We start from the raw sequence: 26,299 nt of genomic DNA, 5'->3' as shown, positions 1-26,299 counted from the left end.
CAAAGTTCAGTATCTACAGCATCATTAACAAGAATACGGTGAGCAACATCACTATTACCCACCGTATCATTTACTCTAAGAGTAGTACTTACAGCACTCCTAACAGAAGTCCTATGACTCCCCAGATTATATCATGCCAATCAGCTACTCCTTTCTTTATCCATTTATCTAAAACAACTTCTTTGGCGACAAGTATAATCAGAGTGATTAGTATGGCACTCCAAACAGGTATAAGGTATTTGAGTACATCATAAATCAAGATGCCAGCAATCAGATGCTGGGCACCGTCCATTCTCATGTGGTTAAAGCAGAATTCATCTATTTTCTGCCTAATTTTTTTTAGAAAATCCATGTAATTTTTGAGGTTAATTTTTAATTTTGAGATGATGCTATCATATTAAAACCATTTCATACATGCCAAGGGTTTTGATATGGGTCATAAGATGTTTGAAAGGTTGCCATCTGCCAGTCTGTAAGAGGCTCTTTCTTGTTATCAATTTTTCTCGGAATTTGAGGATTTAATTTTAGCCTGGAAGCGTCTTTTAGCCATTGCATAGAATGGTCGTAGTCATCTATTCGTACAGTACTGATATTGTTAGGAGAAATCAGTTTGTGCAACTCGTATAATGACAGTTGAACCATGTGACGTTTCAAGTTATAGTTTCTTGGGTCATGGTATCTGATATTCCTTTCCAGTTCCGGTACATCAGCATTGGGATTGATTATAGGGTAATAAATTTTTCCTTTATATTCTACATATTCGTGTTCTGACAACTCATAAGAATTGAGTGAAGGATCATATTCTCCAATCATCCCCCAGCAGTCAGACTCCATTGGATTGACCAGACAGTCATAATTATCCATTGTTAGCAAGGTGAAGAATTTGCCTTCATATTCTACAACTTCCCATTCATTGTATGGAACAGTGTCCCACTTGTATGTATCAACCATTTCCCAGGCATTAACTTCCGGAATACGAATATCGTTGAAGTCTATGCCATTGGCGATGTCACATATATATGTCCGTCCTAAGAACTTTGTCACATCTCCGGGACGATAGTTTTTCATCTGGCTGTATTGTTCTATTTTTTTCAGGTCAAGTATCTCTTCTGTTTCGTGCCAATAAGATATAGGACAAGGAGCTTTGTAGCCATTGATAGCTTGAATTACCTCGCATATTTTCCCGTCAAGGTAAAAATGACATCCTATAGGATAACTGATTCTTCGATCATATTCAAAGATGAATTTACCTCGATTTAGTTCGCGTTCAATTTCATAATTTTCAGTAAGGTAATCCATAATAGATGCTTCAGCGGCTTGTTCTGCCTGCACAAAACAAATATTTTTCCCACGGGTAAGCTGCGATAAAGCATCCTCCGTAATGATACCCAGATAATCATTTTTGTTTAAAAACCTTCTATACATAATTAATATTCAAAAGTGTTATAGACTGGTGCTGTATATGTTTCAATTGTTGTCTTTTGATTTTGGAACCGTCTCCATGAGTCACAGAGAAACAATACTAATACATAATCCAAGATGTCCGATAAGTGCCCATATTTTTCTTCTTTTCCACCGGTTTTGGGGTTTAATACTTTTTTCTTGGATTTGGTGCCGTCAGAGTTCTTCTGCTGATATATCATATCTTCAGTAAATTTACGACACCGTAGGTCTGCCATGAATTTCCAACCGTCAAACCCGTTTAATATAGCGTTGACAAACTCCAACCGGGTACTTTGTGGCGGCTGCTTCTGAAGCAATTTTATACGTGGCCTTAGTACATTGTTTTTCATATTGTCCACTATAATAGTATAGTTGTTGACACCTTCTTCTGTTTGCGTGCTACGTGCTAATCCTGCTGGGTCTCCTGTTATAATTATTCCGCCTATATGCTGATTCTGGAGGTGTTTGTCTCTTATTTTTTGAGATAATTTGGGGGTATTGTTTTCTTTGTTCTCTGGTTTACCTAAGTTTTCTTCCAGCAGATATATTTCTTTCTTTTCATAATTAATCTGCAACTCCATCTCACTCATATATGGAGCGACATTAAAGTCCCATCCTGATATGATTGGCTTCATCGGATCATAAACTTTTTCCCGTAACCGTTCAATAAGATGTTTTTCGCCATCAAAATTCCAATATGCAGCCATAAGGTTTGAATCAACAAAATCCCAGTTCCCATATAAAAGCCTTTCTCGTGTTGCTCGATCTGTAATTTTGTTTAATGCTGCAACATAGGTCTGTACAAACTGAATATCCGGATTATCAAAAACAGAGAATGGTACGTATGCTTCGCCTTCTTTGCATAATACAGGATTTCCTTCATCGTCTTGAACAAAACGCGAACGTACCCAATTAATACAAGGGTTGGTTGACATCATCATTCTGGCAGTCTTAAATGTTTCTGCTGTGCGCCAACGAAGACGAGAAAATAATACTTCAATAGCTCTTTCTGAAATTTCTGATACCTCATCTATGAATGCAATAGTATATTCTGAAGACCCGAAACGTTCAAAGTTAGGGTCTGAAGGTAAGTCAACCATTTCTTGCATGATGATGACTGAATCATTCCAAAATGTCAATATCCCATCAAGGTTGTTTATTTTGTAATTCACCCCTTCTTTTAGCCCCCATTCCTTACATACTTTCTTTATGGTATTCCAAGTAGAACCTTTCAAACTCTTTAAGGTTTTACGAGCTACAACGGCACGTATATCTGGAAATCTCATACAGCTACTAACAAGCCAGCAGCTTCCTAAATAAGATTTTCCACCTCCGGCTGCACCACCTCCTAAAATAAGTTGTGGTAAATTTTCAGAGCCGCATGATGTGCAATATGGTTTATATTGTGGATTTCCTTTAATATCATGTCCGACCATTTTTTGTGATATATGCCCTCCACAATGAGGGCAATAGTCGGGTTGAAGTAATTTCCATAATTCATATTGTTTGGGAGATGGCTTGAAATCAATTTTTATGTTTGGTGCTTTTAATCCTACAGCCATATTGTTAATTTAAAACAATAAATGGGAATCCGTACAGTAAGACAGATTCCCATTCGTATGGAAGATATGATTGTGAGTAAAGAAGTAAGAAATCAATTTTGTGCTTCGTTATAGATGCGTTCAACTACAGCCCACATTTCATCTGGCATTTGTTGTTCTGCAATAGCTTCACAAGACCTACGCATATAATCCAGTTCTTCTTTAGAAAATTCTACCACTAATGGGGTTTCTGCGTCTTTTTGAACGTTCCATTCAATTCGCTTTTCTTCCTTTTTTTCGACTATTTCATAGTCCTTTCTGTCTTGCTCTGAAATAGCAATTTTCCGGGCGATAGACTTTTTCAAATTAAAATCCATAAAATTTCCTCGTTCTGGAAAAATAGAAGGAATAAGCAATCTATCTTTAATATGTAAATCCATAACTTCTTAATGTTTTATCAAGAATAGTCTTTTGCTATAGAGGTGGTTGTTATAAATGATATGATTTTTTGATTTTAACAAGAAATATTGTTATTAGCATTGTAATTATTGCCGATAGATAAATTTTATCTTTATGTAAATCCCACCAACTTAATTCTATAGTCTTTCCTGATGATTTGCAAAGTTCATTAACCCTTTGGTATAGAGAGTCTAGCTTGGATGATATTTGTGAAATGGATATTGATAATGTTTCAGCTGATTCTGTATGCTCGGTATCTTGTTTGTTTATATTAGTTGTACTTTGCTTTATTGGATATTGTTTTCCAGTAGAGTCTGGCATCGACAGATACACTGTTTTATTTTCTAACTTTAAATTACTCAATTTGTCTGCTGTTACTTTAGATTGTTTATCAATATCTATGTGAAGAGAGTCCAGTGAATTACGAAGTTGTTGCAATTCACTGGAGTAATCTATCTGTTGTTGCTTCTCCATATTTTTAGAAGCAGCGCATGAACCAAGCAACAGAATACAAAGAATACAACTTATGATAGTAATTGGTTTCATACAATGCTGATAATAATGGGTTCCCCTCTTTTTTGCGCCTCTTCAATCTTTTTATTAAGGCAATCGGAAGTGTATCTTGATTCAGATAATCGGCCTACAGCTGAATTTTTCCCTACTAAAATGCAACCGGCACTGTCTGCGGCGGTGTTGCCACTATGTATGAGAATACCTTCAAAATGGGGAACATTTAATAATCTTGGAAGATTACGACCGAATTTGGGAGACCAGTTATAGATTATATTATAGGTACCATACGGAATTGCTGACTCTCCATAAACCTTTTTCTCTCCATTATCGAATATTCCATTTTTATTTTTATCAACTATCTTGTCTTCTAGGGTATTACAGAAGAATTCATTATTGATATATAGTCTGCCAATAGTATAAGTCTCTTTTGGCCATAGACGTTCTAATCTTAATTCCATAGTCTTAATCTTTTATTTGTGATAGTAATGTGGCTACTTTTATACCACTGCTTCTGATATGTTTTCCAACCAGTTGTTTGTCCATCTTTTTGCCATTACAAAACGATAATCCAATAATTCCGGCAGGCTTTTCCCCATCATACAATGTCAATAAGGCTATTTCGCTAATATCGTTAGCTTGAAATTTGTAATATAAGCGTTGGTCTATTTTTTGAATGTCGTCCAACCCACCATAAAAATATCCATCGTCCAATACTTTTGCCACAAGTTTGTATTTTGATAAGCTAAAATCCGCATAGTCTTCGTCAACGTTTGATATACTATCCCTAACTTCTTCAATTCGCATCGAACCGAAAAGGAATGGCAATCCTGTTGTCAGATTTTTACTTCCATTATGAAATTCTATTAACCATGCCCGGTCAGCATTAGTGGTAAATATCATTTTAGATAAAATATGGCGAATATTGGAATCCGCCGATAACCTTGTATTTACTAGATGGTCGTGTTGGGCAGTTGTTATTTCGGACATGCGATCCAAAAGATACTTTGGATTTAATGCGAAAAATATGATGTAACCGCTTAAAAACAACAGAAATAGTCCTTTTATAATGCTGAAAAAGCCATATCTCTTTTGTAGGTTAAGCAATTTTTGAAGCCATCCGATGCCTTTATCCAACTGTTCCATATTAATGTGAAGTAATTTGTACTGATTGGATTGGGATAAACCATTCTAGTTCATTTGCAAATGGTTCATTTAAGCGTACCCATACACCTTTTGTTTTTTGAGTTTGATTCTCTTTAATAATAACCCCGTCCCTTCCAATTAACTTTTTCAATTTCCATTCTTTCAATAAAGGGGAGGCAATGATTGTAATTTTTCGTCCTACCATTTGTTCTTTTATTCAACATTATTATCATTATTAGATTGAGGAACAATGACATTGAAAACAATACCAGAGTCACCGTTACCTTTCAATTCAACTTTACTTTCTTGTGCTACCTTTACTGGATACATTTCCATTAAAGCTTTTGATGCTTGCACAGCTACAGAACGTAATGGAGCTGGTGATAGCTCTGTGCCTCTTCGATCTGTATATTTTGCTGTAGAAGTTTCGTCTATAATATGCAATAGTTTTTCTGTTAGACGAGCTTTTAGATCGGCTGTTTCATAATTTGCGATAGCTCGCAACTGATTGATATACTCTTGTACATCATCCCGCGCCATTAATTGTTTTGCCTTTCTTAAAGAGGTATGACTGGAATCATAGAATATATCTTCGTAGCATTTGCGAGCATTTCCAGCATAAGGGTCACAGCCGAAAATGAACAGCTCACAAAAATCAATTTCTTGTTTATTCAACGATTCTGGTTTCTTTAGTTCCATTCTTTAATTGTATTAAAGCCCAGCCGATATGTTCAACTGGGCTTGGTTTACTAAGAATAGCTAGGAAAGGCTTTATGAGTTTGTTTTTTCAACATTACTTTCTAATAAATCTTGCATAACAACCCGTCTGAATAGGTCTTTGAGTCCATCTAGCATACTTTCTATATCTGCAATATTCTGTAACTTATCCCGATTAAAATTTATTTGTAAATCATATCCGGAAATTTCCATAATAGTTTCATGGGTATCTTCGGTTTGTACAGCCAGGATTCTTCGGTCTGAAAGAGTGTTGAACACTACTTCTGGCTCCAGTCCAATTGATTGCGCTTGTTGCTTTTCTTCTTCTGTTACCATATTTTATATTTTGAAATGAACACGTGATTTTTCTGTTTTGGTCATAACCATACTACCATCATCTATGCCGGAAGCATTACGCATCCTTTGGGAACATACCATAGCCACATTGGTCGTTGCTGTTACATCAGCATCTGCATCATGGGCATCATCTAGTTCGATACCAAATTTTTCTGCCATGATTTCCAATTTATAACTGCTCATGCCATCTAAATGAGATAAAGCCAATTGTCCTAAAACGATTGTGTCTATATATAAAGGCTGGAAGTGCCCATAGAAATCTGTTTCTCCTCTCATTAATTTGGCAAATTCTTTCATTTGTCCTCCATATTCCATTAACTGTTGCATGAATCCTATATCAAATCCAATGTTTTGGCCAATTAAGAAGGGTTTTATGTTGCGACCTTTTGATAATATGTTTTTGCGGATAAAATCAATAACCTCTGCCGCAACTTGCTTGATGTCCATACCAAGAGATTCTAACATATCCATTGTTATGGCGGAATAAGTCAGAGCTTTTTCTTCATATTTCATGGGCTGTTCATCGTCTTTATCAAATTTACTCTTCAATACTTTACGTTTAGCCACACCTTTATCCGGCTGTTTATTATATGGGGATATGTATTTTACATATCTGTCAATTGTTTCAAAAGTATCTATACGTACTGCATGGATTGCAATCTGGGTACATGCGCAATCTTGGCAGTCCAAACCGCCAGTCTCAAAGTCTAAGGTAAAAGCCACGATAATTGGCTTTTCGTTATTAGGAGTTGCCATATTATTTTAATAAACTTAGTGTGAGTTGTTTAACTTTTTGTTTAAATTCTTCGAGTGAATAATTATTATGAATAACATAATCATATTCATTTAAAGGTATCTCTATACGATTCAAATCGCGTTCACATCGCTGTTGGTCGATTCCACAATTTATTCGATCATCTATACTTCTGTTGATATATACAGAAAATATAATAAATGAGTTTGGAAATTTTTCTTTTAAATATTTCAGACCTTTTTCATCAATTACGTATGTACATATCTTCTGCTTTGCCTGTTGCAATGTAGCCCAATATTCATGTTCGCCGAATTGTGTATAAGCTATCATTTCAGACATTTGGGGCTTGTCTTCCGGAGTTACAAACCAATGTTCTTTTCCATTTGTTTCTTCTTCCCTCATGGGACGTGTTGTATATGATACTATTGTTGGAATGCCGTTTTCAGACATGATGTTTGCCATTGTTGTCTTACCGCTTCCAGATGGTCCGACAATAGTTATAATAACTGGTATATTTGCTTTTATTTTCATAATATGTCTATAATTGAAGATTTATATAACTGAAGATTGTTTCCACCTGTATAGTCACTGTATTTAACTTGGGCGGAACATATAAGCATTTTGTTCTTTGCACTGCTAAGAGAACCACCCTTACAAAGTGTTGCCCGGACATTCATCCATTCATCATTCCAGATGACCATTTCTACCAGGTCATTGTTTTGTTGAAGTAAAAGTTTGCAGAAAACTCGATTCTCACCTGTTTTCTTGTCTTTAAACTTTTTCTCCTCAATATCTACAATGTTAGCACAAATAGCAACGCGTTTTCCATCATAATCGGGGTCTTGTATGTTTTTTAAAAGTGCCCAAGATGCTTTTCCTTTTATTTGGGGCTTTGCTTCTGAATTGTCATAAATACGTTTATAGTCGATAGCTCCAATGCCACTAATTGCGATTTGCTGTTGACTCCAGAAATAATGTTTGTTTCTCAAATCTTCCGGTATATCTTTTTCGGATATTTCAAAACCTAAACATTTTGCGGCTTTTTCTAAAATGGCATATCGTTCTATGACTGATTGGGCATTTTCTACTTTGTCAAAACATCCGGATAATATTAAATGACGGACATGTCTTGCATTAACTGGGCATTTAGTAGCTTCATTCGGGTTGTCTGGATCATCCCAATATTTGTACAGCTTTAATTTATACCGGAATATTCGTTCTATAAAGTTTTCAATAGAACTAAATTCTCCGCGTACATTTCGTTCGTTTATAATCCATTCTGTAGCTTTAGCTCCCAACATTTTAATACGAGAAAGAGACCAAAAAATTTTATTGGTTTCATAGTCTGTAATAAAGGTTCCGCCACTTACATTTATATCTGGTGGAACTATTTTTGCTTCACTGCATAGTTCCATCTCACTCATTAATGTAGGAATTTCATCATCTTTAGCCCATTGAAGAGCTATGGTATAAAAAGCTGTAGGGTAATTGGCTTTAAGGTAGGCTCCGGCATAGGCGGTAACAGCGTAAGCGGTTGCATGACTTTTGTTAAAAAGATAACCACCAGCTACCTCAAACATGTGCCATATTGCTTCTGCATCTTCTTTTGGGCAACCATTTTCATTAGCTCCGGCCATAAACTTGTCTCGTAAGGCAAGAATCTTATCTACTTTTTTCTTGGATATAAGTTTTACCAATTTGACACCTTCACCTAAACTGAATTTTCCAACTTCGCGTGCAATCTGTGCTAGCTGTTCCTGGTAACACAGCACACCATAAGTATTCTTCATGGCATTGTATGTTCCCCATAGATATACAGGATCTGCATCTCCCAATTTGCAGTCTACATATTTATCTGTAGATCCGGAATCTAGTGTTGCTGGACGAAATAAGGCATTGGCTGCGATTAAATCTTCAATTTTATCTGGTTGCATACTTACCAAAAATTTAGTCATCCCTTTAGATGAAAACTGGAAGATATTTTGGGTGTATCCCTTTTGCAGTAGTTGATATACTTTAGGATCATCTAGTCCGCTTTGCACGATATTTTGAAAAGTAATATCGGTATGATATTTATCATTACATATATTGATGACAGCTTGTAGTTTTGACAATTCCTTAATACCAAGACAGTCATTTTTTAGTAATCCCTGTTCGTCTAATGAATAACCGTCAAATTCGGAAATCAACACACCGTCTATTTTCTTTATAGGAGTAAAGTCAAAGCATTCCAAATCTTTTCCATCTTTTGAATCTGGGGTCACTAGTAGGGCAGAGGCATGAACTGATGAAGAACGAGGTTGTCCCATCAAAGTACGAATATCTTCAATTACTTGTGGGTACTCCATTATGAAGCTATGTATTTTTTTATTGGTAGCAGCCATTGTAAACAGGTCTGTCCAGCTCATATTGTCATCTTCAAATATAGCTGTGATATAATTTACAATATTTACCGGTACTCGATGTACACGCGCTACATCTTTAAGAACTGCTTTCAACTTTAAAGTCGTAAAGGTTCCGGCAGAAAACACACGTTGTTTACCATCATGGTTATAACGGCGTTCAATATACTCTTTTACCTCTTGTCTACGGTCTGATTGGAAGTCTACATCCACATCTGGAAGGGAACCTCCAGGACCTTGCAAATAACCACTGTCCACAAAACAATCTATGGCTTTCACCTCTGTTGAAGATGTTTTATATTTAACTGATATGACTTTCATTTTTAATTAATCTAACCGTTTACCATAATAGTTACCTTCTGATTTGTATGCCCTTTCAAAATCAATTAGAGCATATTCAGGAATAATCATTTGTTTGGTGATAAAAGCATCTGAAACGATGCCTTCCAGCGTTCTACATCGGCTAAGGGCTACGTATAGTTGTCCAGGACAAAAAGTATGTGATACATGAATGATAATTTTATCGAATGTAAGTCCTTGGCTTTTATGAATGGTAATGGCCCATGCCAATGTTAATGGGAATTGAGTACATGAACCAATTTCTTCTTTTACAATCTCATTATCTTTTAAAGTATATTGCGTATTACTCCATGTATAACGTTCAAATTTGATAGTCCGGCCATTATCCATACGTACTGTAATTACGTTATCTTCTAATGCGGTCACAATTCCAAGCATACCATTATAATAACCCTTTAATGAGTCGTTAACCAATGACATAACTCTTGCCCCAACTCGAAGTTTTAAATGTAAATCACATGGTATAGATGATTCTGGGAACTTATCCTTGATAACTATATCATAGTTTCGTATCTCTTGTTCCCCTAATTTGTCGGCATTAATTCTCTCAACATCAGCTTTGTGTGTACAAATATGGATGTATTCGTTATCATAACTGCTACTGATTTTGCGGTCTTTCAATTCGCTTAATAAATCCAGTTCATCGGATGTTACCTGGTAATTACGAATATTGTTGAGTACATTAATAAATTCAGGTTCTGTTTGCCTGAATATTTTTGTTAGCTCTACAATGTGGAAACCTGTGCGTTTGAAAACTAAGGCGTTGAAAAAGAAAAAGCCATCATAAAAGTCAGACAATATTTCTCTTTCTTGTTTCTTTGTTACTGGAGGCAATTGAAAAAGATCGCCAAACATTACTACTTGTACACCGCCAAATGGTTCATCACTTTCGTAAACCCACCGTAGTTTGCGATCAATGGTGTCCAGAATATCTGGGCGTACCATGCTTATTTCATCAATAATCAGCAATTCCATTTTGAGCAATAGTTCTACCTTGTATTCTGAAAATTTGTTTTCCAGTCGGTCGTAAGGTGTAATAGGTCCAAAAGGAATGCCAAATAGACTATGCAATGTAACGCCCCCTGCATTAATGGCTGCTATGCCTGTTGGGGCAGCTACAATGCAATTCTTCCCGGATTTTTCAATTAGATATTTTAGAAATGTAGTCTTTCCAGAACCGGCTTTACCTGTTACGAATACATTATTCTCATCATCTTGAATGAGATTCATTATTTTTTGCATCTCTTCTGTCAAAATCATATCTTCCATACCTTTTTATTTTTCGATTTTTACATATAAATTGCAATGACAAACATCATGTTCTCTATACGAGCTGCACGGACATCGTTTGTCTTTGGAGTCATTGTGGCATGGACACTCGCCATTATTGGCTTCACATCTTTTGAGGATGGCATTAACTACCTTGTCATTGGGATTTAAATCCCATCCCACTTTTCTTAAAATTGGAATCATAATCAAATTTCGTTTAGAGTAAATAAAAGATCTCGATTATCAAATTGAATATCATCGTCAGTTTGCAGTTCATCTGCATATACTACAATAGGATCATCCATTCCGGCACGTTTCACAAGTAACTGTGCGTCTTTGTCTATTTTATAAGTTTTATGATTTTCTAATGTAACTTCGATATATTGATTGGAATCTACGTCATCTCCAATAATGGTCACATCTGAAGGGTATAGTCCTGCACGTTCTGGAAGAAGGAAGCGTTCAAATAACAAATCGTATTTTATTGGATCTATAAGTGTTATTCCCAATAGGTATAAAACTAGACACCCTCCAGCAGAACCACGTCCGCATCCCACTAATATTCCATTTTTGCGTGCCCAATTAACAGTATCATATTGTACGAGCATGTAATCTACATTATTGGTTGATTCTAATACGTAAATCTCATGATCCAATTGTTTGCGATATATGTCTTCTTTATCTTTTGGAACCAATTTATTAAACCCGTCTTCCAGCAAGTCCAAAAACATTTCATGCCGGTTGGCGTATTTTGATTTTTCATTGTCGGCCATGTCATATTGAGGCATAAAGTTGCGTTCAATCTCATATCTTGCTTCTGCTCCTTTAGCAATCTTGACAGTATTTTCACATGCCCAATTGAATATATCCTCTATGTCCCATTTGTGTTCATCAAACAAGCCAGACATAGTGTTCCAATGTTCATCCAGATCTTTAAAATATTGGTCATCACTTTGTTCATGCGCCGCTCCTTCAGCAATTTTGTTAAGGATGATTTTGTTTTTTGCATCATCTTTGTCCAAATAATAGCAGTCACAAATTAATACTGGAGGAAGATCGCCTGTATCATATATGTAGTCAAAGTAACATTTTGTAGCATCTAGTACTTTAATATCAATACGTTCAGCTTTGAATTCCGATAAATCTAATTGATAAAAGCAATCGTCAAAACTATCGAAAAAACGGTCAAGATTATTACCTATTTCTTTCAACCAAAATGACGCATATTTGCTAAATACAATTATATTACCGGCTCCATGTTTTAGAAGATCTTGTAAATCAATGATTTTATTTTCGGAATCTACATTTATACATTTTTGAATTCTAAGCAAATTTTGAAGTCCTTCTTGTGACTGACAGTATATTTTAGCATCTATCTTTTCGATACCATCAGTGAATGTAAGTGAATATCCAAACACCCATTGAATGCCAGCAGCTTCACACTCTTTTTGAAGAATAAGGGTTGCTGCCATTGTATTGTAATCACAAATACCTAATGTGGATTGTCCTAAGTATTTGGCTTTTTTTATCCAATCTGTTAGCGAAAAACTTCCATTGAGCAATTCAAAAGGGGTATGTATGCCTAAGTTTACAAATTCTTGGGCATGGTTTAATGGCTTCCTATTGCCTACATACTTTAAAATTTGAAATTCAAAGTCTTTTCTTGTGTCATAATAATACCAGTTGTCTCCAAATTGAAATACTATATAATTAATGTCTTCTTCTTGTAATGTTTGAATGTTTTCCATTGTATTGAACTTGATATTGTTGTCAGTATCAGTACGGAAGATGGACTTAATCATACTAGTATCTTCATAGTACATTTTACCAAAGCCCGTGATTTCAATAACATCTTCATCTATGATATTGAAACACATCTTATTATTATCTAGCCAATTTAATAAATCAGGATTCATATTTAAATTTTGTTTAATTTATATTCGGTTAAAGTTTTCAGTCTGAAAGCGAATGTGTCATATATCTCCCAAAAGTCCATGCTGTCGAAATCTTGGCTGGAATCTTCTATATCGGCAACATAGCAATCAAAATATTCATTTAGTTGATCACCTGTCTTTTTTATAGCTTCTGTAGCGTCTCCATCATATCCAATGACTATTGTATGAACCCCTTTTGCCTGTAACTTATAAATTTGTGTATCAGAGATTTTCTTCCCGAACGTAGCAACAACAGCCACAGATGGGTTATTGTACAGGTTTAATTTTCGCGTAAGTGCAATGACATCAAACACTCCTTCTACAAGAATTACGGTATCTGTTTCGTCTTCAATTATACTATCATAGTTGTATAATAATTTGACAAAATCGTTTTCAGTGCTATTCCTATAACGCATAATTTGGAATTTTCCATTATGACTTGCTTTACGGTTATATTCATCAATATCAGCTTTATCCCAAATATGCCGGGAAATATACCCAACAATATCTCCATTGTCTATAATCGGAAATATTACATAATCATCAAACTTAAAGTTCATGTTACGTGTAGTGCCAACAGGAAAGAAATCGTAATCTTCTTCAGTAAATCCACGTTTTCTTAAATACCGATTAAAATGAGTGCGCTTATAATATTCAGGCATTTCCACAACACACAGAGAGTCATCTATTTCCCTGTCATCGTTTTCCAGAAAAGAGAAATCATTAATTTTTTTATCTCCATCCAGATCAAAAGTATCTGTTATAATTAAGTCCTGACGGCCTATATCTGTTAGCAATTGTTCTAATGTCTGGGTTGAACGTCCACACGAAAAGCAGTGTGCCATAAAAAGCTTTTTCCTTTCGGTTGCTTTACCTATATATATACCGTATTTCCCTCCTTCATGCCCACAATAGGGGCACTGGGGGACAATCAAGTTCTTTCCGCTACCATCCGGTTTTGCATGTAGTTCAATAGAAAGTTCTTGGATTATATACTCTTTTTCTTCTTTACTCAATTCCATATTACGCAACTTTGCTGATATTTAATGTTCTTGCTCTGTCATAAAAACATTCGTTATCATAATCAGTAGCAATTTTAAATGGGTCTCCTTTTTTGAAAAATCGTGATTTTGCAACATTTAGGCGCATGACATTTTCGCGCATTTCATTGATGCTTTGATTAAGAGTAATAAGATGAGTCATTGGTCTGCTCAAACCTTTGGCTTCTGAACAATTATATTCAGTCAATACATTTTGTTCATCGTTAAGCCACTCTCTATTTTCTATAGTTGCCTGATAAGTCACAACCATCCAGACATTTTCGTCACCTGCCAAGTCCTTTAAATCATTAGCTACAGCAACTCGTTTGTGGCGTTCTCCATTTTCTGACCATCTACGTCCGCTGGAATCTGTTAGCAAATCCATAGAATCTATGATAACAACATCTGGAGATATGCCATAGATTTTTTTGTATTCAGCAATACCATTTTTTATATCAATGGTAGACACTTGATTAGCGAACTTTGGAAAGGATTTGACCTTTAGGGTGCCAGACATTGCTTTGATTTCTTGTATCATTCGTTCTAATTCCCGGTCTTTTAGTGTACCAGTACTATAACGATAAGAATTACAGGAAACTAGTGACGCGGCATAAGCATCCACAACTTCATCTTCAGAACCTTCTAACTGGAAATGAAGTACGTTTAATCCGTCTATTTGAGAGGCGCATTTTCCAATCCAACGTGCGGCATGACTTTTCCCAACACCAGTAGGGGCTAAGAGGCATGTTAATTGAGTACGTAAATCTCGTCCACCGTTCATTTCATCCAGACCATCAATATAAAATCTGGTGATTGGTTTAAATCTTGACTCTTGATTGTGTTTTTCTCTATTACGCCTAAAACGGGATTCAAAGGTTTCGACTACATCAACAAAAGAGTTTTGACGCAAGCTGAAATCATTTTGCCATTCTGCAAATGATTGGAGCAGCTTCATTGCTTTGTCACGATCCTGTTTTGCATAAAGTTCACCTATCTCTTTGTAAGTCTTTTGAAATTTTACTTGTCTTAGATAATTTTCAAACTGTTCCAATATAATTTCCGGCTCAACTCCTTCGGCGCAGTCTTTTATATCTTCTAACAGTGCTGAAACCTCTCTGTTGACAGAAACTATCTGGCTGATAATATTAAGGGTAGGGGATGATTTGTGTTCTGCGAAGTATTTGCACAGATACCCCTGCAATGCTTGAAAATCTCTACCAGGCAGGTACGATTTCTGCATATATTCACACACTAAGTTACATACATAGTCGTATGTAAAACAAGCGTAATATAATTCAAATAAGAAATCTTCTGTTAATACGTTATCTTCTTTCGCCATATTCTTCGAGTCTTATTCGGTATAACTCTGGATATTTTATCGCGGTTTCTTGCTTGCATTTCTCAACATTTGTGCATATTTGACATGCTGGAGAGAATGGACTCCACATCAATGTGGATGTAGAGCATATTAGAAACCCAATATCTGTGTTGATACTCCGTTTCTTAGTGCATTCTTCAGATGGCATATAAATATACTTAGACTGAGGATGCTCTTTTTTACAGATTAGTGAATTTAGATAGGCTCTGGTTAGATTGGCTTCAGATAACCATTGGTCTTCCAGATATTGCTTGGATTTGGAAGACATTGATAGATATTTTTGAAGAGCGGTAGTCCCAAATGTTTTTGGAGCTAATGTACGTTGATATTGGGCATTCCTGTTTTTATGAAGCTGGAATACACAATAGTCTACAAGTCGTGAAGTATTAAATTCTCCACCACAAATTTGAGTAAAGTTGACAATAAATTTGGATAGTTGGCGTTTGGCTTGCCCTCCCTCTGGGAATGAGAAGGAGGGGTCTACCAAACGCTTGGCTATTTCTGTATATACTGTCTTAATCTGTTTCGTCAGTCGTTCTTCTTTTTCCATCACGAGTCAATAGTTGTTGAAGTTGTTGACGCGCCAAGAATAATCGACTTTTGACAGTTTCGATATTGCGAGATTCTAAGGCACCATTCCGATATTCGATTTCGGCAATTTCTTTGAGTTTATATCCTGCCTGTTGATACAAAAGTGCGCTTCTGTATTGTGGTTTCAACTGTTTTAATGCAGCTAAAACATCATCGCTGTATAACTCTTGATAATTGTCAATACCCATTACGTTAGAGCTTACTTCGTCAAAATCTACAATAGATTCACTGGAAGAAAATGTTTCCACATCGTTATCATCACTCAACATGTCTTGATGCTTTTTTTTACGTTGATCCAAATCAAAAACACATCGTTTGGTTACAATATGGAGCCAGGTTTGTACAGAACGCTCTGGATTATATGTCTCGATATATTTATACATGTTGGTAAGCACTTCTATGTAATTGTCTTCTATGTCAGAAGGATTAAAAGTATAGCGCATACATAACTTGTATATCATTCGGTTGTACGGTGTTACGTATTTATCAAATAGGGCTTTTCGCCGTGCAGCTACTTCATCACTTATTATTATGGGTTCTGTGGTAACTGCTGAGTATGTCTCTTCCACGCCTCTTGAACATTGAGCACAAACAAGTGATCCGAGTTCATCAATTTGTGGACTTCACAATACTTCTTCCACTTATTATTACTAGAGATAAAATTACTTCTTACCTCGTTGTCTGTTGGCTGGGGTTGTTTACTAAGGAATTCGTAAAAATCTCCTAGCAAGCTTCCTAGCATCATTAAATGGGGCTGGCCTTCTCTTTGTTGCCTACGCCTTATGTTTCTTGCGTAACTCATTTTCTGTCTAAAGTTTGTATATTCTTACATAATATTTGAAGATGTGGGTTGCATCAGCCATGTTGTCATCGACTGGTGTAATATTCCATCGTTTGATGCAATATTCAATCATCTTCTTTTTGTCAGCTTTTCCGTCACCGGTTGCCCATTTTTTTACTGTGCTAACGTTTATGAATTTTGGTTCCGGGAGTCCAAGCTGGGCGCATATCAGATATAATATGCCTCTAAATTCGGATAGTTTTCGCGCTGCAATGAAATGCTTTGAAACGCATACATCTTCGGCGATAATCAATTTGATGTTGTATTTTTGGATAAATTCAACCAGTGTGTCATAAAACATTTTATGTTGCTCGATCGCATTTTTGCCTTTTCTTTGGGTAAAATTCCATGTTCCTGATTCATGGGTTGAGTAATATCCACAGTGCTCTGCTATATCTAATGCAAGCACATTATCACGTGTAATTTGATTTATTGACTCATTTTTAATGTTTTTTGATTCGTTAATCATTCTATGTATGAAACGCCATTAAGTTTATTGACTACAGTCTTGTATGGGTAGCCTTCAGCTATATTTCCATGACTGACTACCAAAGATGTAATCTGTAATTGATTGAGGGCATCAAAAATGTTGGAAAGCCCTTGTTCGTCAGTGGCTTCTAATATCTCATCAAGTATCAGGAGATCTAGTCCTTTATCGTCATCGCAATTTACATTGGTAAGTTTGTGCATTGCCAAAATATTAGCCAGATTAACTCTTGCTTTTTCACCTTCTGAAAATTTATCAAAAGAGCCACAATCTACACCATCGCGAATAAGAGAAATGGAAATCTTATCTCTGATTTTTCCGCTTTTTAAGACTGTAAAACCGGAAAATGCAATACGAATGTCACTACCAATGGCCTCCAGAAACTCGTTAGTTATGTGACTAAGAGCATCAATTTTAGTATTAGCCAGATGGGTTTTAAATTCAGTAAAGGTTGCTTCTTGCTCTTTATATGAATTTAATTTCCGTTCAATAGTTTCTTTTTCAGAAATGGCTAATACCAATTCTTTCTCATATTTTTTCTTGTTGGCTTTGAGAGATTCTATCATGTCAGTTTCGGAAGAGTTTTCGATGTCACGAATAGATTCTTCGTATGACTGAATAGCTCCATTAGCATTGTTAATATTCAACTCGGCCTGCTTTGCTTCGTATTCTTGCTTTCTAATAGCTTCATCTAATATTGCATAAGAATCATCAAATAAATTAGTACGCGCATCATCAATGGATTTCTGAAGGGTATTCATTTGATGCTGGAGGTTTTGCATTTTATTGGTTAAATAAGACGTATTACGTGATAATTCATCCAATGCCGTACAAGTCTCGGTAATCTTATTCGACCATTCTATTTTACTGCGATTCAATTCATCCTGTTCTTTACGAGCTTCGCGTCCTTTTGTTGTAATATCTGAAATGCGTTTTTCATTAGCCTCAATATTTTGGAGAATGTCTTGTGTCTCTCCATTTCGGTCTTGCAATCTTAGTTTAACCTCGTTTATATCTATATCATTAGCCAATGTGAATTCATGTTGACATTTAGGACAAACGATAATTCCGGCAAGTTGTTTTTGGAGGCTGGCTATATCTGCTTCCAACTTAGTCCTTTGTGATCTAAGATTACTATTCTCGGCATCCAACTTTTTAATAGAATCCAATAATTCATTTATTTGATTCTCAATTTTGGTGGATTTCTTTTTGAAGTTTTCTTGAAACTTCTCATGTTGTTTTAACAGCTTCTCATAAGAGGATTTGGCTGTTGCAATCTTTTTCTCATGCTGAATCAGCTGTTGTTGTACATTGGAATATTCTGTTGTAACAACCTCCAATTCTTTCTGATTTTTAATTGATATAGCTGCAAAATCCTTAGGTAATGGCAAAGCGCATGAAGTAAAACGTTCTGAAATAATTTCAAAACATGCACCGGTATCTTTTTTACTGTTTTCCAGTTTTTGCAATACTTCATCTGTTTTATCATATTGCTCCAGTAACTCGTCACTTTTATTTATGAGAACATTTTGCTCACGGATATAAGCTCTTTTCCCGGCAATAGCTTCATTCCAGTTTGCTATACGTTCAGCTTTCTTTTGTGAACGCTCTGTTGATTCTGTAATAGCTGTGTTGATTTGCTCTTGTAATGTTTCAACACGTCCGGTATGATTCGCTACATTCAATTCTGCTTGTTTTAATGATTCTTGAATCGGTATCATATCCTCTTGTAATGCAGCGATAGATTCATCCACCATTACACCATTACTGAAACGATTAATGATTTCTTTTTTCTCGCGATCAGAACTGGAGAGAAATGACGAATATTTGTGCTTAGAAAGAATGAAGTTTGAGAAAACATCATCTTTAGTCAGCCCCAGTGTTTCAAGTATAAATTTATTGTAATCTGCAACTCCGGCTTGTTCTATATGTTTTATGTTACAATCAGTTTCATCATCATATATAGAAACTTTGATTATCTGTGCTGTTTTACGGGAGATAACACGTTTAATAGATAAGTACTCTCCTGTAGTATTATTCTGGAGCAAAAGGGAAACGGTCGCTTCATCTTCTGCATCATTGATTATCTCATCCATTTTTATTCTACGAAGAGTTTCTCCGGTTATCCCAATGGCGATTGCTTCTAACATAGCAGATTTTCCGGAACCATTTGAACCTTGCGAATCATTATCCATATTGTTGCCAAAAATCAGCGTTGTATGTTTTTGCAACAATGTATAATCCAATTGCTTAAAGGCGCATAGGTTTTTTGCGTAAACTTGTCTTAATGTCCACATACTAACTGATTTTATCGAGGTATTGCAACCCCATTTCTATATTTATGATTCCTTTGTTAGCACAAAAACTAGTATATTCTTGTTTAATACCAGATTTGTCGAATTTTTTATCTAAAGAGTGGGCTGTTGTTTCTGTAATTTCTACGTCTTCAGTAACAATTTCCACTTTTGAAGATCCCGCTTCCAGAAGTTTTTGTTTATCAATATTTGGAGCTTCTTGGCTTGTACAACTGATTCTTGTTTTAATCTTGTATCTTCCATCCGCTTTCATATCATCCAGCTTATCAATTAGTTTTGAATTGATTTGACTAGCTTTTATGTCCAAAACTTTGTAGCGAATATTAACTTGGTTCTTTATGAATTCATGGCTACCATCATCATATATAATGGTATAGCCCTTTTCTTCATCTTCGCCAAAATTATGTTGCCTGGAAGAACCTATGTATTCAATGTTGGTACCTTTGATAATACAACGATTGTGATAATGTCCTACAAGAACTGTATCAAAATCACTGAAAATGTTCGTGGGCAGTTCTTTTTCATTAGGCGTGCTAAGTGCCCCGTTTATTCCTTCGTGAATATATAGGATATTATGTACAGACGCGTTCAATTCCGCCTTTACCATTTTTTTCAGCCGTTCTACGAAACTTCCGTTTTCTGGAAAATAGCTCATTATATATAGTTCTACATCGTTGCTAATATTAATAATCGAATAGTCATCAACAACATAGACATGGGGGTATTCACTAAACAAATGACTATACCCTAGAACTGATTCCTGGTCAACTTTACAATGATTTCCTTCGGCAACGGTAATGCTTATTCCGGCTTTAGTGGCTTTTATGATAGCTTGGCGAACAGCCATGAGTGTGCTAAGTGTTTGAGAAGAGCGTGATAACCACAAATCTCCACCAATTATCATATCTTCAATCCCATATTGATCGCATATATATAAAGCCTCGTCCCAGTTTTTTTGAAATTCTGGAATATTGTCTTTTGATACATGTATATCATTCAACAATAAGGCACTTGGTATTTTCTTGCTCATTGTGATTCAATTTAAATAGGGACATATTAATATTAGTTAGATATGCCCCTATAATGCTAATACAAAAATGAATTATCTTCTTCTACGTTCAGGACGTGCGGCTCTGCGTTCACGGACTGGGTTTGCAGCCGGTTCATTGGTGTCGTCATTATGTTCACCACGTCTACGAACAGTATGAGTAGGAGCGGGGGTTGGTTCTGGTTCCTCTTCCGGTTCTGGCTCTAAAGGCGTGTCTTCCGGTTTGGTGTCGTTTTGTGTATTGTCATCTTCGTTGTTGCTGCCATCTTTAGCAACTTCCAACGCGTCTTCAATGTCATTCAGCAAATCTTCATTTGTTTTTCCACGAGTGACACGGACATTTAGCTCATTGGCATCAATATATTCGCGAATTGCATCACGTAAGTCTTGCCCTTCTTCGCTCTTATCACCAATACCGCGTTCATTTAGTTTTTCCCAGAGGTTCCACAATGAATCCAATTCGTTGTCTGATGGTTCCTCATTATCACCGCTGTTACGTTCTTTTTTGTCAAAAGAGAAATGGGATTTATCATCAGGATGAAGCTCCATTTTAATCTTTTCAATAGCTTCTGTGATCTCTTTGCTGCTCATCACATCCATTTCCATTTTAGCATCGTATTGCTTCAAGAACTCAATGGTAGCCTCCATGTGGAAACGTGAGTAACGGTAAATAGCTGCCGGGATACGCTGTGTTTCCAACAACGAACTGACTTCCTCTTCAGATAGAGGTTCGGCACCGGAAATTGTATCAATGTTGAATGTGTAAGTGGTTTTCTTGTTTTCCTCTTTACGAGTAATTTCTACCGGGAAAGCATCTTCCAAAGAAGAGATAGGGCACAAACATTTAGGATTCTTTTCCAGAAGCTTCTTCCATATAGCCAGTTTGCGATCCTCCAAATCTTTGTATTGTGAATAAGACAGGATAAGTAAATGAATACCTTCTTCACGGTTGTCCAAATCTAAAATATACATGGCACGTTGAGAGTTCCATTTTAGACCACCATCAAAGCCTGAACCTTTAATCTTTTTCATCAATTTTTCATCACTGCCATACTTATTTTCAGCAACTTGAAGATAAGTGTCAATTAGGTCTACAGATAATCCGGCATAGCTGGAATGACAGATATTTACAAAGAACTGTTTGTCTTTTTTTCCTGTTGGACGTGGGTTGTCCAGTTTCAACACCTGTGTTTTGACCGGATATTCGTACCCCTTACGTTCTAATTTGTAAGAACCGTCTGGTTGCTCGGCTGGTGCCAAGGGAAGGATACGCACAGTATAAGTTCCTGCGGAATCCATACGGAAATGTTTGGTACGTTGAAATGATTGGCTCTCATCGGTACTTTTTTTTACCGCCTCTTCATAAGTTTCTTGATTCTCCGCAAAGAGGGCATACGGATTTTTAATCATCTCTTCCATAAAATGAAAATTATTTGTTTAATTTAGAGAGGGGAAGATTCCACTGTTCGGTATAAGCTCCAGCCCAAAGTTCTTTTGCTTCTGGCATTTTGGTTTTATCTTTCAACATAACCTTAATACCCCATTCAGTGTTTACATGATGAATGATTCTCTCAATAACTTCATTCATCTCACTTGCTTTTTCATTTTTGAGGTTAAAGTATTCATACTTTTCACCTCCGGGAAGATCACAGACATGAATCGGAGCATAAATTTCCTCAAAATATCTGTATAGGGCATCTACTGGCGGGTGTGTAGGCAATTGTTCTGAAATTGTCTTCAGTACTACACCAAATAGATACTTCAATTGTGGTAGAGATTTGTTTTTGGTATCGTCCATAATAAGAATGGTGTAATCACCATCTTTCAAATTTCCAATAGCCAATTCGATCTCTTGTTTTGCTGCCTTATTGTCTTGCACAATAAGACGTGCTTGACCATGCAACATACTATCATTTTTCAAAGAACACTGCAAAGATAATTGTATCAATTTAACTATCAAAATAAAACCAAAAATATTTTTTGAATAAAAATATATATTACTGTGTTACAGATGTATAATATATATTTAATTATTATATTGATTATTTGTAAAATAAGAAGTAATATCAAATAGGTTAATATCATTCTCCCTTTTAACAACTTGATATAATCTTTGGTTAGTGTTCGGATTATTAAGAGGTCCCTTGCTGGATATATACGGGCCTAATTTAATATAATGAAAGAAATCAAGTTTGATCTCTTCGGATAATTTATCTCGTCCAGAATACCAGCCAATTTTTAAATTAGGATAGTTATGATAAAGGTATTCGGCTAATTTATTTATATATGCCGGATTTGCATCACCGCCCATAAATAATATAGCTGTTATTCCTTTATTTTTGCGTATCAATTGTTGAAGTGCTTCTTTTGTTAATGATTCTCCTATATCCTGTGACAGATAAGAAGAGTGGCACCCGATGCAGGCGCATGGGCAACCACTTATATTTATTGCCAAAGTAATTTCATTAGGCAATTCTTGAAACACTATTTTTGTATCTACATATTTCATACCTGGGATTTACCATCACTATATATACGGTTTCTAGCCTCTTGTTGTCGATCACTTCCAAATGCTTTTGTTGGGCGTAAATATCCGATAACTCGTGTATATTTAGTAATATTATGGCTACCACAACAAGGGCAAGTATCAATGGGTCTTTTTATGATTTTGCCACAATCTTCACATTTACTGTTTGGTATATTAAAGGTAAAGTAATTGGTTCCATTGGCTATGGCAAAATCAATTAATTTCAGATACTGCTCTTTTGATAAATGATCTTCCAGATTAATGTGAGCTGCCGAGCCTCCATCAGTGTACTGATAGGTTTGGTGCCCATGTAATATAAATTTATCTAGTATAGAAGTGTCATCATGGGCATTATAAAAATATGAGTTATATAAATTCTCATCCTCTGGAACAACATATCCACCTTCTTTATCCCATTTATAATTCTTTCCTCCCAGTCCTTCTGCTGGCACAACTTCTGAATTAAACAAGAAAGGTCGTTTTCTGTCATGGATAGAATGCAGTTTATTTTGTTCTTTAATAGTGCCCAAAATGAGTTGAAGGAACTCAATATATTCCGGGTTATTACTTACCTTCATTCCCAAGAATCTAGCGGCTTCATTCAACCCATTGATGCCTATGGTGCTATATAATTTACTGATATGAATATAACCGCCATTTGAAGCGGCAAACATTCCCTTGTCTTCAAGGTCGTATAGCATTGTCTTGAAAGCAATATGATACTTATAGACTCTTTCCAAAATCCTAGTTACATAGTTCTTTAAATCATTTTCAATTACTGTTACACGTAAGGGATTACCTATAAGTTTCTTACCCTTAATTAAAGGTGTTCCATTTAATGTGTGGGTCAATGCCCAATCTTGAACGATTCTATTGATATTCAAAGTAATCACATTACAACTACCTGTCATAACACCGGTCAAGCCAGAAGTGGGGCTAAAGGTATTTTCTGCCAATTCATTTCTAAGCCTACAGCATGATGCAAGGCTGTCTGCACTATCGGAAATATAAGTAAAGAACGAGTGCCCTTCCGCATACATTTCGGCACAAAGTTGTTTGTAATTTAGGTCGATTATATCATCGCCATTATGAACCATCGCAAAAGTTTCTACCGGAAAGGTTAATACTTGCTTTAAACGTATTTGATTAAACCATTTCATAAACATACGTTGCAATGTATCAATAGCTATCCATTCAGGCTTACTTCCATCCGGATAACAAAATTCTCCAAAGAGCGATGTGAAATATGTATGGTCATAATAAGAAATATTTGTAAATGGGCTTTGATAGCTACGATTTCCGGCTGGTTGGTTAACGCCCCACACAAACTGTTTGAACGCTTTCAGGATATTATCACGTACTGTTCTTTTAATTAAGCAATGTGGCGAGGAAGCCTCGCAGTCAAGTTTTTCATACCATTTATCTCCAAACTCTTTAACTACATAGTAATTTAGTGCAATGAAATATTCACCTACGGCTACCGCTCCTTTACATTGGGAAGAAAGTAAGAATATCAAGTTGGTTATTTGCCCACTAAACGACTGTAAATCGTTAGGCTCTGAAGGGGTAACACCATCAATATTGCCTACGCCTTCTGTTAGTAATGGATACAAACTAACCGCCATACAATATTGTTTTAATACTGGCGTAGATGCTTCATCATGTGTATAAATAATATGATTATCAAGATCTGTTTCGTATTGCTTTGCTACTTCTGGAAAGAGAATGTTCAACTCATCTTTCATACGTTGGCGTTGGATTATCCGATTAGTAGTTTTATAGACTTCACCTTCCAAGTTAGCTACATTTTTCATAGTTACATTAGCATTCCCATCGGTTTCTGATGAAGAAGCTGCATTGTCTGTTGATTGACTATATTGATTCATATAATCAATACGTTCTTTGACAAAACGCGTACTTTTACGTTGTTCACGATATAGGATAAAAGTCTTGGCTATATCATAATATCCAAATTGCATTAATACGCGTTCTACGTAATCTTGGATGGTTTCTACAGATACGGGAACATTAGTGTAGGTAAGGCTAATTAATTTATCAACCGATTTTACAATTGCTGGGTCGTATTCAACTTGTTTGCTATCAAAGGCTTTTTTTATCGCATTTCCTATTTTTTCTAGGTCAAAATCTACAATTTGACCTGTTCTTTTTTGTACTTTCATAATTATTCAGTCTTTCTATATTTTTCAACAGCTTCATGGAATTGATGAGTATTGGCATATCCGCAACATTTTAGCTCTGGACAAAAACCGCGATAAACACATGTTGGCACACACTTACTAACAAGAACCGGATCTATCTTTTTTAGTTCTTGCAACATTGCTGTCCATGCTTCTCTAGTTTCTTTTGAAGCACAATTACATAAACGTACTCGTGAAATAGCCATTATTTCTTGTGCATTTGCAGTCATATCCATTTCATTTAATTCTCCTTGCAAATGTTCTCCTCTAGGAATTTGTGAACCGGTACGATCCGGTCGTTGAGTATGAACAAACTTTTCACATCCTATATGATGACGAACGAAATGCACTGTTACCCATTGAGGTATTTGTTCCCATGTCCATTCATATTCTACCAAACGAATGGGAGAATGTTCTGCTAATAACATTTTTGCTTTCCATGAGTCTGAAGGTTCTTTTTTTAATGCTGACTTTCCTACGGTTCTGCGTGCTGCATTTAAAGCACGGCTCCAAGAAGTAACCGCATTTAGTCTAGTTACTTTAATCATATTTTCCTCTATGTTAAACTTGAAATAATAGATTCTACAGTCCGTATTAGACTGGATTCATCACTTGTGAATTTAAACCATTCTGTATGTCCGTTTTTGTAGAAAGGATGAGAAACCTTTAACTTAGCAAAACTGTTGAGTATATAATACTCACAATAGCCACACTTCTCCCAAACTTTTATAATTTTAATTGTTCGTTGATCAGTGTGGCTATTATAATACAGCTTACTAATACGATTTTTTACATCCTCGCTTGTTGCTCCAATTTTATATAATCCAGTTGCTTCGCATTTTAATAGGTACAGTTTTTTAGGAGCTGGGGTAGGACATGGTAAAGGCTTGAAAAAGCGCGATACCTTGTGCATGAATTTACTGTGTTAAAAGTCAATATAAAAGATCGTGTGTATCAATTGTGATGCGAAATTACTAATTAT

29 protein-coding genes are annotated in these 26,299 nt (G+C 35.8%); 1 reads left to right on the top strand and 28 read right to left on the bottom strand.

Annotated elements, in window-relative coordinates; genetic code table 11:
• Positions 1 to 88 precede the first annotated feature (88 nt).
• From KTR07_RS06290 to KTR07_RS06225, 14 genes are all read right to left on the bottom strand, one after another.
• Positions 89 to 298 (bottom strand): hypothetical protein, encoded by a 210-nt coding sequence (locus KTR07_RS06290; RefSeq protein WP_138335676.1) that lies wholly within the window; start codon positions 296 to 298, stop codon positions 89 to 91.
• Positions 299 to 408: 110 nt separating this feature from the next.
• Complete coding sequence (locus KTR07_RS06285; RefSeq protein ID WP_008768543.1) at positions 409 to 1,425, bottom strand: hypothetical protein; 1,017 nt, start codon at positions 1,423 to 1,425, stop codon at positions 409 to 411.
• A 2-nt stretch (positions 1,426 to 1,427) separates the two neighbouring features.
• A complete protein-coding gene (locus tag KTR07_RS06280) occupies positions 1,428 to 3,005 on the bottom strand; it encodes a phage terminase large subunit (RefSeq protein ID WP_008647899.1) in 1,578 nt (525 codons plus the stop codon).
• Positions 3,006 to 3,097: 92 nt separating this feature from the next.
• Positions 3,098 to 3,424 (bottom strand): hypothetical protein, encoded by a 327-nt coding sequence (locus KTR07_RS06275; RefSeq protein WP_008768544.1) that lies wholly within the window; start codon positions 3,422 to 3,424, stop codon positions 3,098 to 3,100.
• Positions 3,425 to 3,473: 49 nt separating this feature from the next.
• Positions 3,474 to 3,989, bottom strand: a complete 516-nt coding sequence (locus tag KTR07_RS06270) for a histidine kinase (RefSeq protein WP_109115693.1) — start codon at positions 3,987 to 3,989, stop codon at positions 3,474 to 3,476.
• A complete protein-coding gene (locus KTR07_RS06265) occupies positions 3,986 to 4,414 on the bottom strand; it encodes a DUF5675 family protein (protein WP_109115694.1) in 429 nt (142 codons plus the stop codon). The genes KTR07_RS06270 and KTR07_RS06265 overlap by 4 nt, the downstream gene beginning before the upstream one ends.
• Positions 4,415 to 4,418: 4 nt before the next feature.
• Complete coding sequence (locus KTR07_RS06260; protein WP_008768547.1) at positions 4,419 to 5,099, bottom strand: hypothetical protein; 681 nt, start codon at positions 5,097 to 5,099, stop codon at positions 4,419 to 4,421.
• 1 nt (position 5,100) lies between these two features.
• A complete protein-coding gene (locus KTR07_RS06255; RefSeq protein WP_109115695.1) occupies positions 5,101 to 5,304 on the bottom strand; it encodes a hypothetical protein in 204 nt (67 codons plus the stop codon).
• Positions 5,305 to 5,312: 8 nt separating this feature from the next.
• Complete coding sequence (locus KTR07_RS06250; RefSeq protein WP_008647884.1) at positions 5,313 to 5,798, bottom strand: hypothetical protein; 486 nt, start codon at positions 5,796 to 5,798, stop codon at positions 5,313 to 5,315.
• 72 nt (positions 5,799 to 5,870) lie between these two features.
• Positions 5,871 to 6,152 (bottom strand): hypothetical protein, encoded by a 282-nt coding sequence (locus KTR07_RS06245; protein ID WP_008647883.1) that lies wholly within the window; start codon positions 6,150 to 6,152, stop codon positions 5,871 to 5,873.
• A gap of 3 nt (positions 6,153 to 6,155) precedes the next feature.
• Positions 6,156 to 6,929, bottom strand: coding sequence for a PolC-type DNA polymerase III (locus KTR07_RS06240; protein WP_008647882.1), 774 nt, complete (start codon positions 6,927 to 6,929; stop codon positions 6,156 to 6,158).
• Between the two features lies 1 nt (position 6,930).
• The gene (locus tag KTR07_RS06235; protein WP_138335678.1) at positions 6,931 to 7,458 is read right to left on the bottom strand and encodes an ATP-binding cassette domain-containing protein; all 528 of its coding nucleotides are present in this window, start codon (positions 7,456 to 7,458) and stop codon (positions 6,931 to 6,933) included.
• On the bottom strand, positions 7,455 to 9,650 hold the full coding sequence (locus KTR07_RS06230; protein WP_118451566.1) for a DNA polymerase III subunit alpha: 2,196 nt from the start codon (positions 9,648 to 9,650) through the stop codon (positions 7,455 to 7,457). Before KTR07_RS06230 ends, KTR07_RS06235 begins: the two co-directional genes overlap by 4 nt.
• A 6-nt stretch (positions 9,651 to 9,656) precedes the next feature.
• Positions 9,657 to 10,958 (bottom strand): ATP-dependent RecD-like DNA helicase, encoded by a 1,302-nt coding sequence (locus tag KTR07_RS06225; protein ID WP_138335680.1) that lies wholly within the window; start codon positions 10,956 to 10,958, stop codon positions 9,657 to 9,659.
• Between the two features lie 36 nt (positions 10,959 to 10,994).
• Here KTR07_RS06225 and KTR07_RS28620 point away from each other — a divergent pair, with 36 nt between their 5' ends.
• On the top strand, positions 10,995 to 11,129 hold the full coding sequence (locus tag KTR07_RS28620; RefSeq protein WP_256449899.1) for a hypothetical protein: 135 nt from the start codon (positions 10,995 to 10,997) through the stop codon (positions 11,127 to 11,129).
• 35 nt (positions 11,130 to 11,164) lie between these two features.
• Here KTR07_RS28620 and KTR07_RS06220 read toward each other — a convergent pair whose 3' ends face one another.
• From KTR07_RS06220 to KTR07_RS28715, 14 genes are all read right to left on the bottom strand, one after another.
• Entirely contained in the window at positions 11,165 to 12,874 is a 1,710-nt protein-coding gene (locus KTR07_RS06220) for a PHP domain-containing protein (protein WP_138335683.1), read from the bottom strand.
• A gap of 2 nt (positions 12,875 to 12,876) precedes the next feature.
• Positions 12,877 to 13,914 carry a toprim domain-containing protein gene (locus KTR07_RS06215; RefSeq protein WP_032846293.1) on the bottom strand — a complete coding sequence of 346 codons (1,038 nt, stop codon included), beginning with the start codon at positions 13,912 to 13,914 and terminating at the stop codon, positions 12,877 to 12,879.
• Position 13,915: 1 nt separating this feature from the next.
• The gene (locus KTR07_RS06210) at positions 13,916 to 15,271 is read right to left on the bottom strand and encodes a DnaB-like helicase C-terminal domain-containing protein (RefSeq protein ID WP_109115697.1); all 1,356 of its coding nucleotides are present in this window, start codon (positions 15,269 to 15,271) and stop codon (positions 13,916 to 13,918) included.
• Entirely contained in the window at positions 15,255 to 15,860 is a 606-nt protein-coding gene (locus KTR07_RS06205) for a hypothetical protein (protein ID WP_225684202.1), read from the bottom strand. The genes KTR07_RS06210 and KTR07_RS06205 overlap by 17 nt, the downstream gene beginning before the upstream one ends.
• On the bottom strand, positions 15,826 to 16,470 hold the full coding sequence (locus KTR07_RS06200; protein WP_055268775.1) for an RNA polymerase sigma factor: 645 nt from the start codon (positions 16,468 to 16,470) through the stop codon (positions 15,826 to 15,828). The genes KTR07_RS06205 and KTR07_RS06200 overlap by 35 nt, the downstream gene beginning before the upstream one ends.
• 240 nt (positions 16,471 to 16,710) lie before the next feature.
• The gene (locus KTR07_RS06195) at positions 16,711 to 17,211 is read right to left on the bottom strand and encodes a crossover junction endodeoxyribonuclease RuvC (RefSeq protein WP_136013760.1); all 501 of its coding nucleotides are present in this window, start codon (positions 17,209 to 17,211) and stop codon (positions 16,711 to 16,713) included.
• Positions 17,208 to 19,526, bottom strand: a complete 2,319-nt coding sequence (locus tag KTR07_RS06190; RefSeq protein WP_109115698.1) for a hypothetical protein — start codon at positions 19,524 to 19,526, stop codon at positions 17,208 to 17,210. Before KTR07_RS06190 ends, KTR07_RS06195 begins: the two co-directional genes overlap by 4 nt.
• Before the next feature lies 1 nt (position 19,527).
• Positions 19,528 to 20,574: a phosphoesterase gene (locus KTR07_RS06185; protein WP_109115699.1), complete on the bottom strand. Its 1,047-nt coding sequence runs from the start codon at positions 20,572 to 20,574 to the stop codon at positions 19,528 to 19,530.
• Between the two features lie 72 nt (positions 20,575 to 20,646).
• Positions 20,647 to 22,011 (bottom strand): hypothetical protein, encoded by a 1,365-nt coding sequence (locus KTR07_RS06180; protein ID WP_109115700.1) that lies wholly within the window; start codon positions 22,009 to 22,011, stop codon positions 20,647 to 20,649.
• 10 nt (positions 22,012 to 22,021) lie between these two features.
• Positions 22,022 to 22,498, bottom strand: coding sequence for a hypothetical protein (locus tag KTR07_RS06175; RefSeq protein ID WP_008768557.1), 477 nt, complete (start codon positions 22,496 to 22,498; stop codon positions 22,022 to 22,024).
• Positions 22,499 to 22,618: 120 nt separating this feature from the next.
• A complete protein-coding gene (locus tag KTR07_RS06170; protein WP_008768558.1) occupies positions 22,619 to 23,101 on the bottom strand; it encodes a 4Fe-4S cluster-binding domain-containing protein in 483 nt (160 codons plus the stop codon).
• The gene (nrdD, locus tag KTR07_RS06165; protein WP_109115701.1) at positions 23,098 to 25,299 is read right to left on the bottom strand and encodes an anaerobic ribonucleoside-triphosphate reductase; all 2,202 of its coding nucleotides are present in this window, start codon (positions 25,297 to 25,299) and stop codon (positions 23,098 to 23,100) included. Before nrdD ends, KTR07_RS06170 begins: the two co-directional genes overlap by 4 nt.
• A 2-nt stretch (positions 25,300 to 25,301) precedes the next feature.
• Entirely contained in the window at positions 25,302 to 25,865 is a 564-nt protein-coding gene (locus tag KTR07_RS06160; RefSeq protein ID WP_008768560.1) for an FAD-dependent thymidylate synthase, read from the bottom strand.
• An 8-nt stretch (positions 25,866 to 25,873) separates the two neighbouring features.
• Complete coding sequence (locus KTR07_RS28715) at positions 25,874 to 26,230, bottom strand: GIY-YIG nuclease family protein (protein WP_008647857.1); 357 nt, start codon at positions 26,228 to 26,230, stop codon at positions 25,874 to 25,876.
• Between the last annotated feature and the right edge of the window lie 69 nt (positions 26,231 to 26,299).

It is taken from the genome of Bacteroides sp. MSK.20.82, assembly GCF_019052485.1.
Taxonomy (GTDB): domain Bacteria; phylum Bacteroidota; class Bacteroidia; order Bacteroidales; family Bacteroidaceae; genus Bacteroides; species Bacteroides thetaiotaomicron.
The sequence above is the reverse complement of the archived record's forward strand: the minus strand, read 5'-3'. Positions and strand labels throughout refer to the sequence as shown.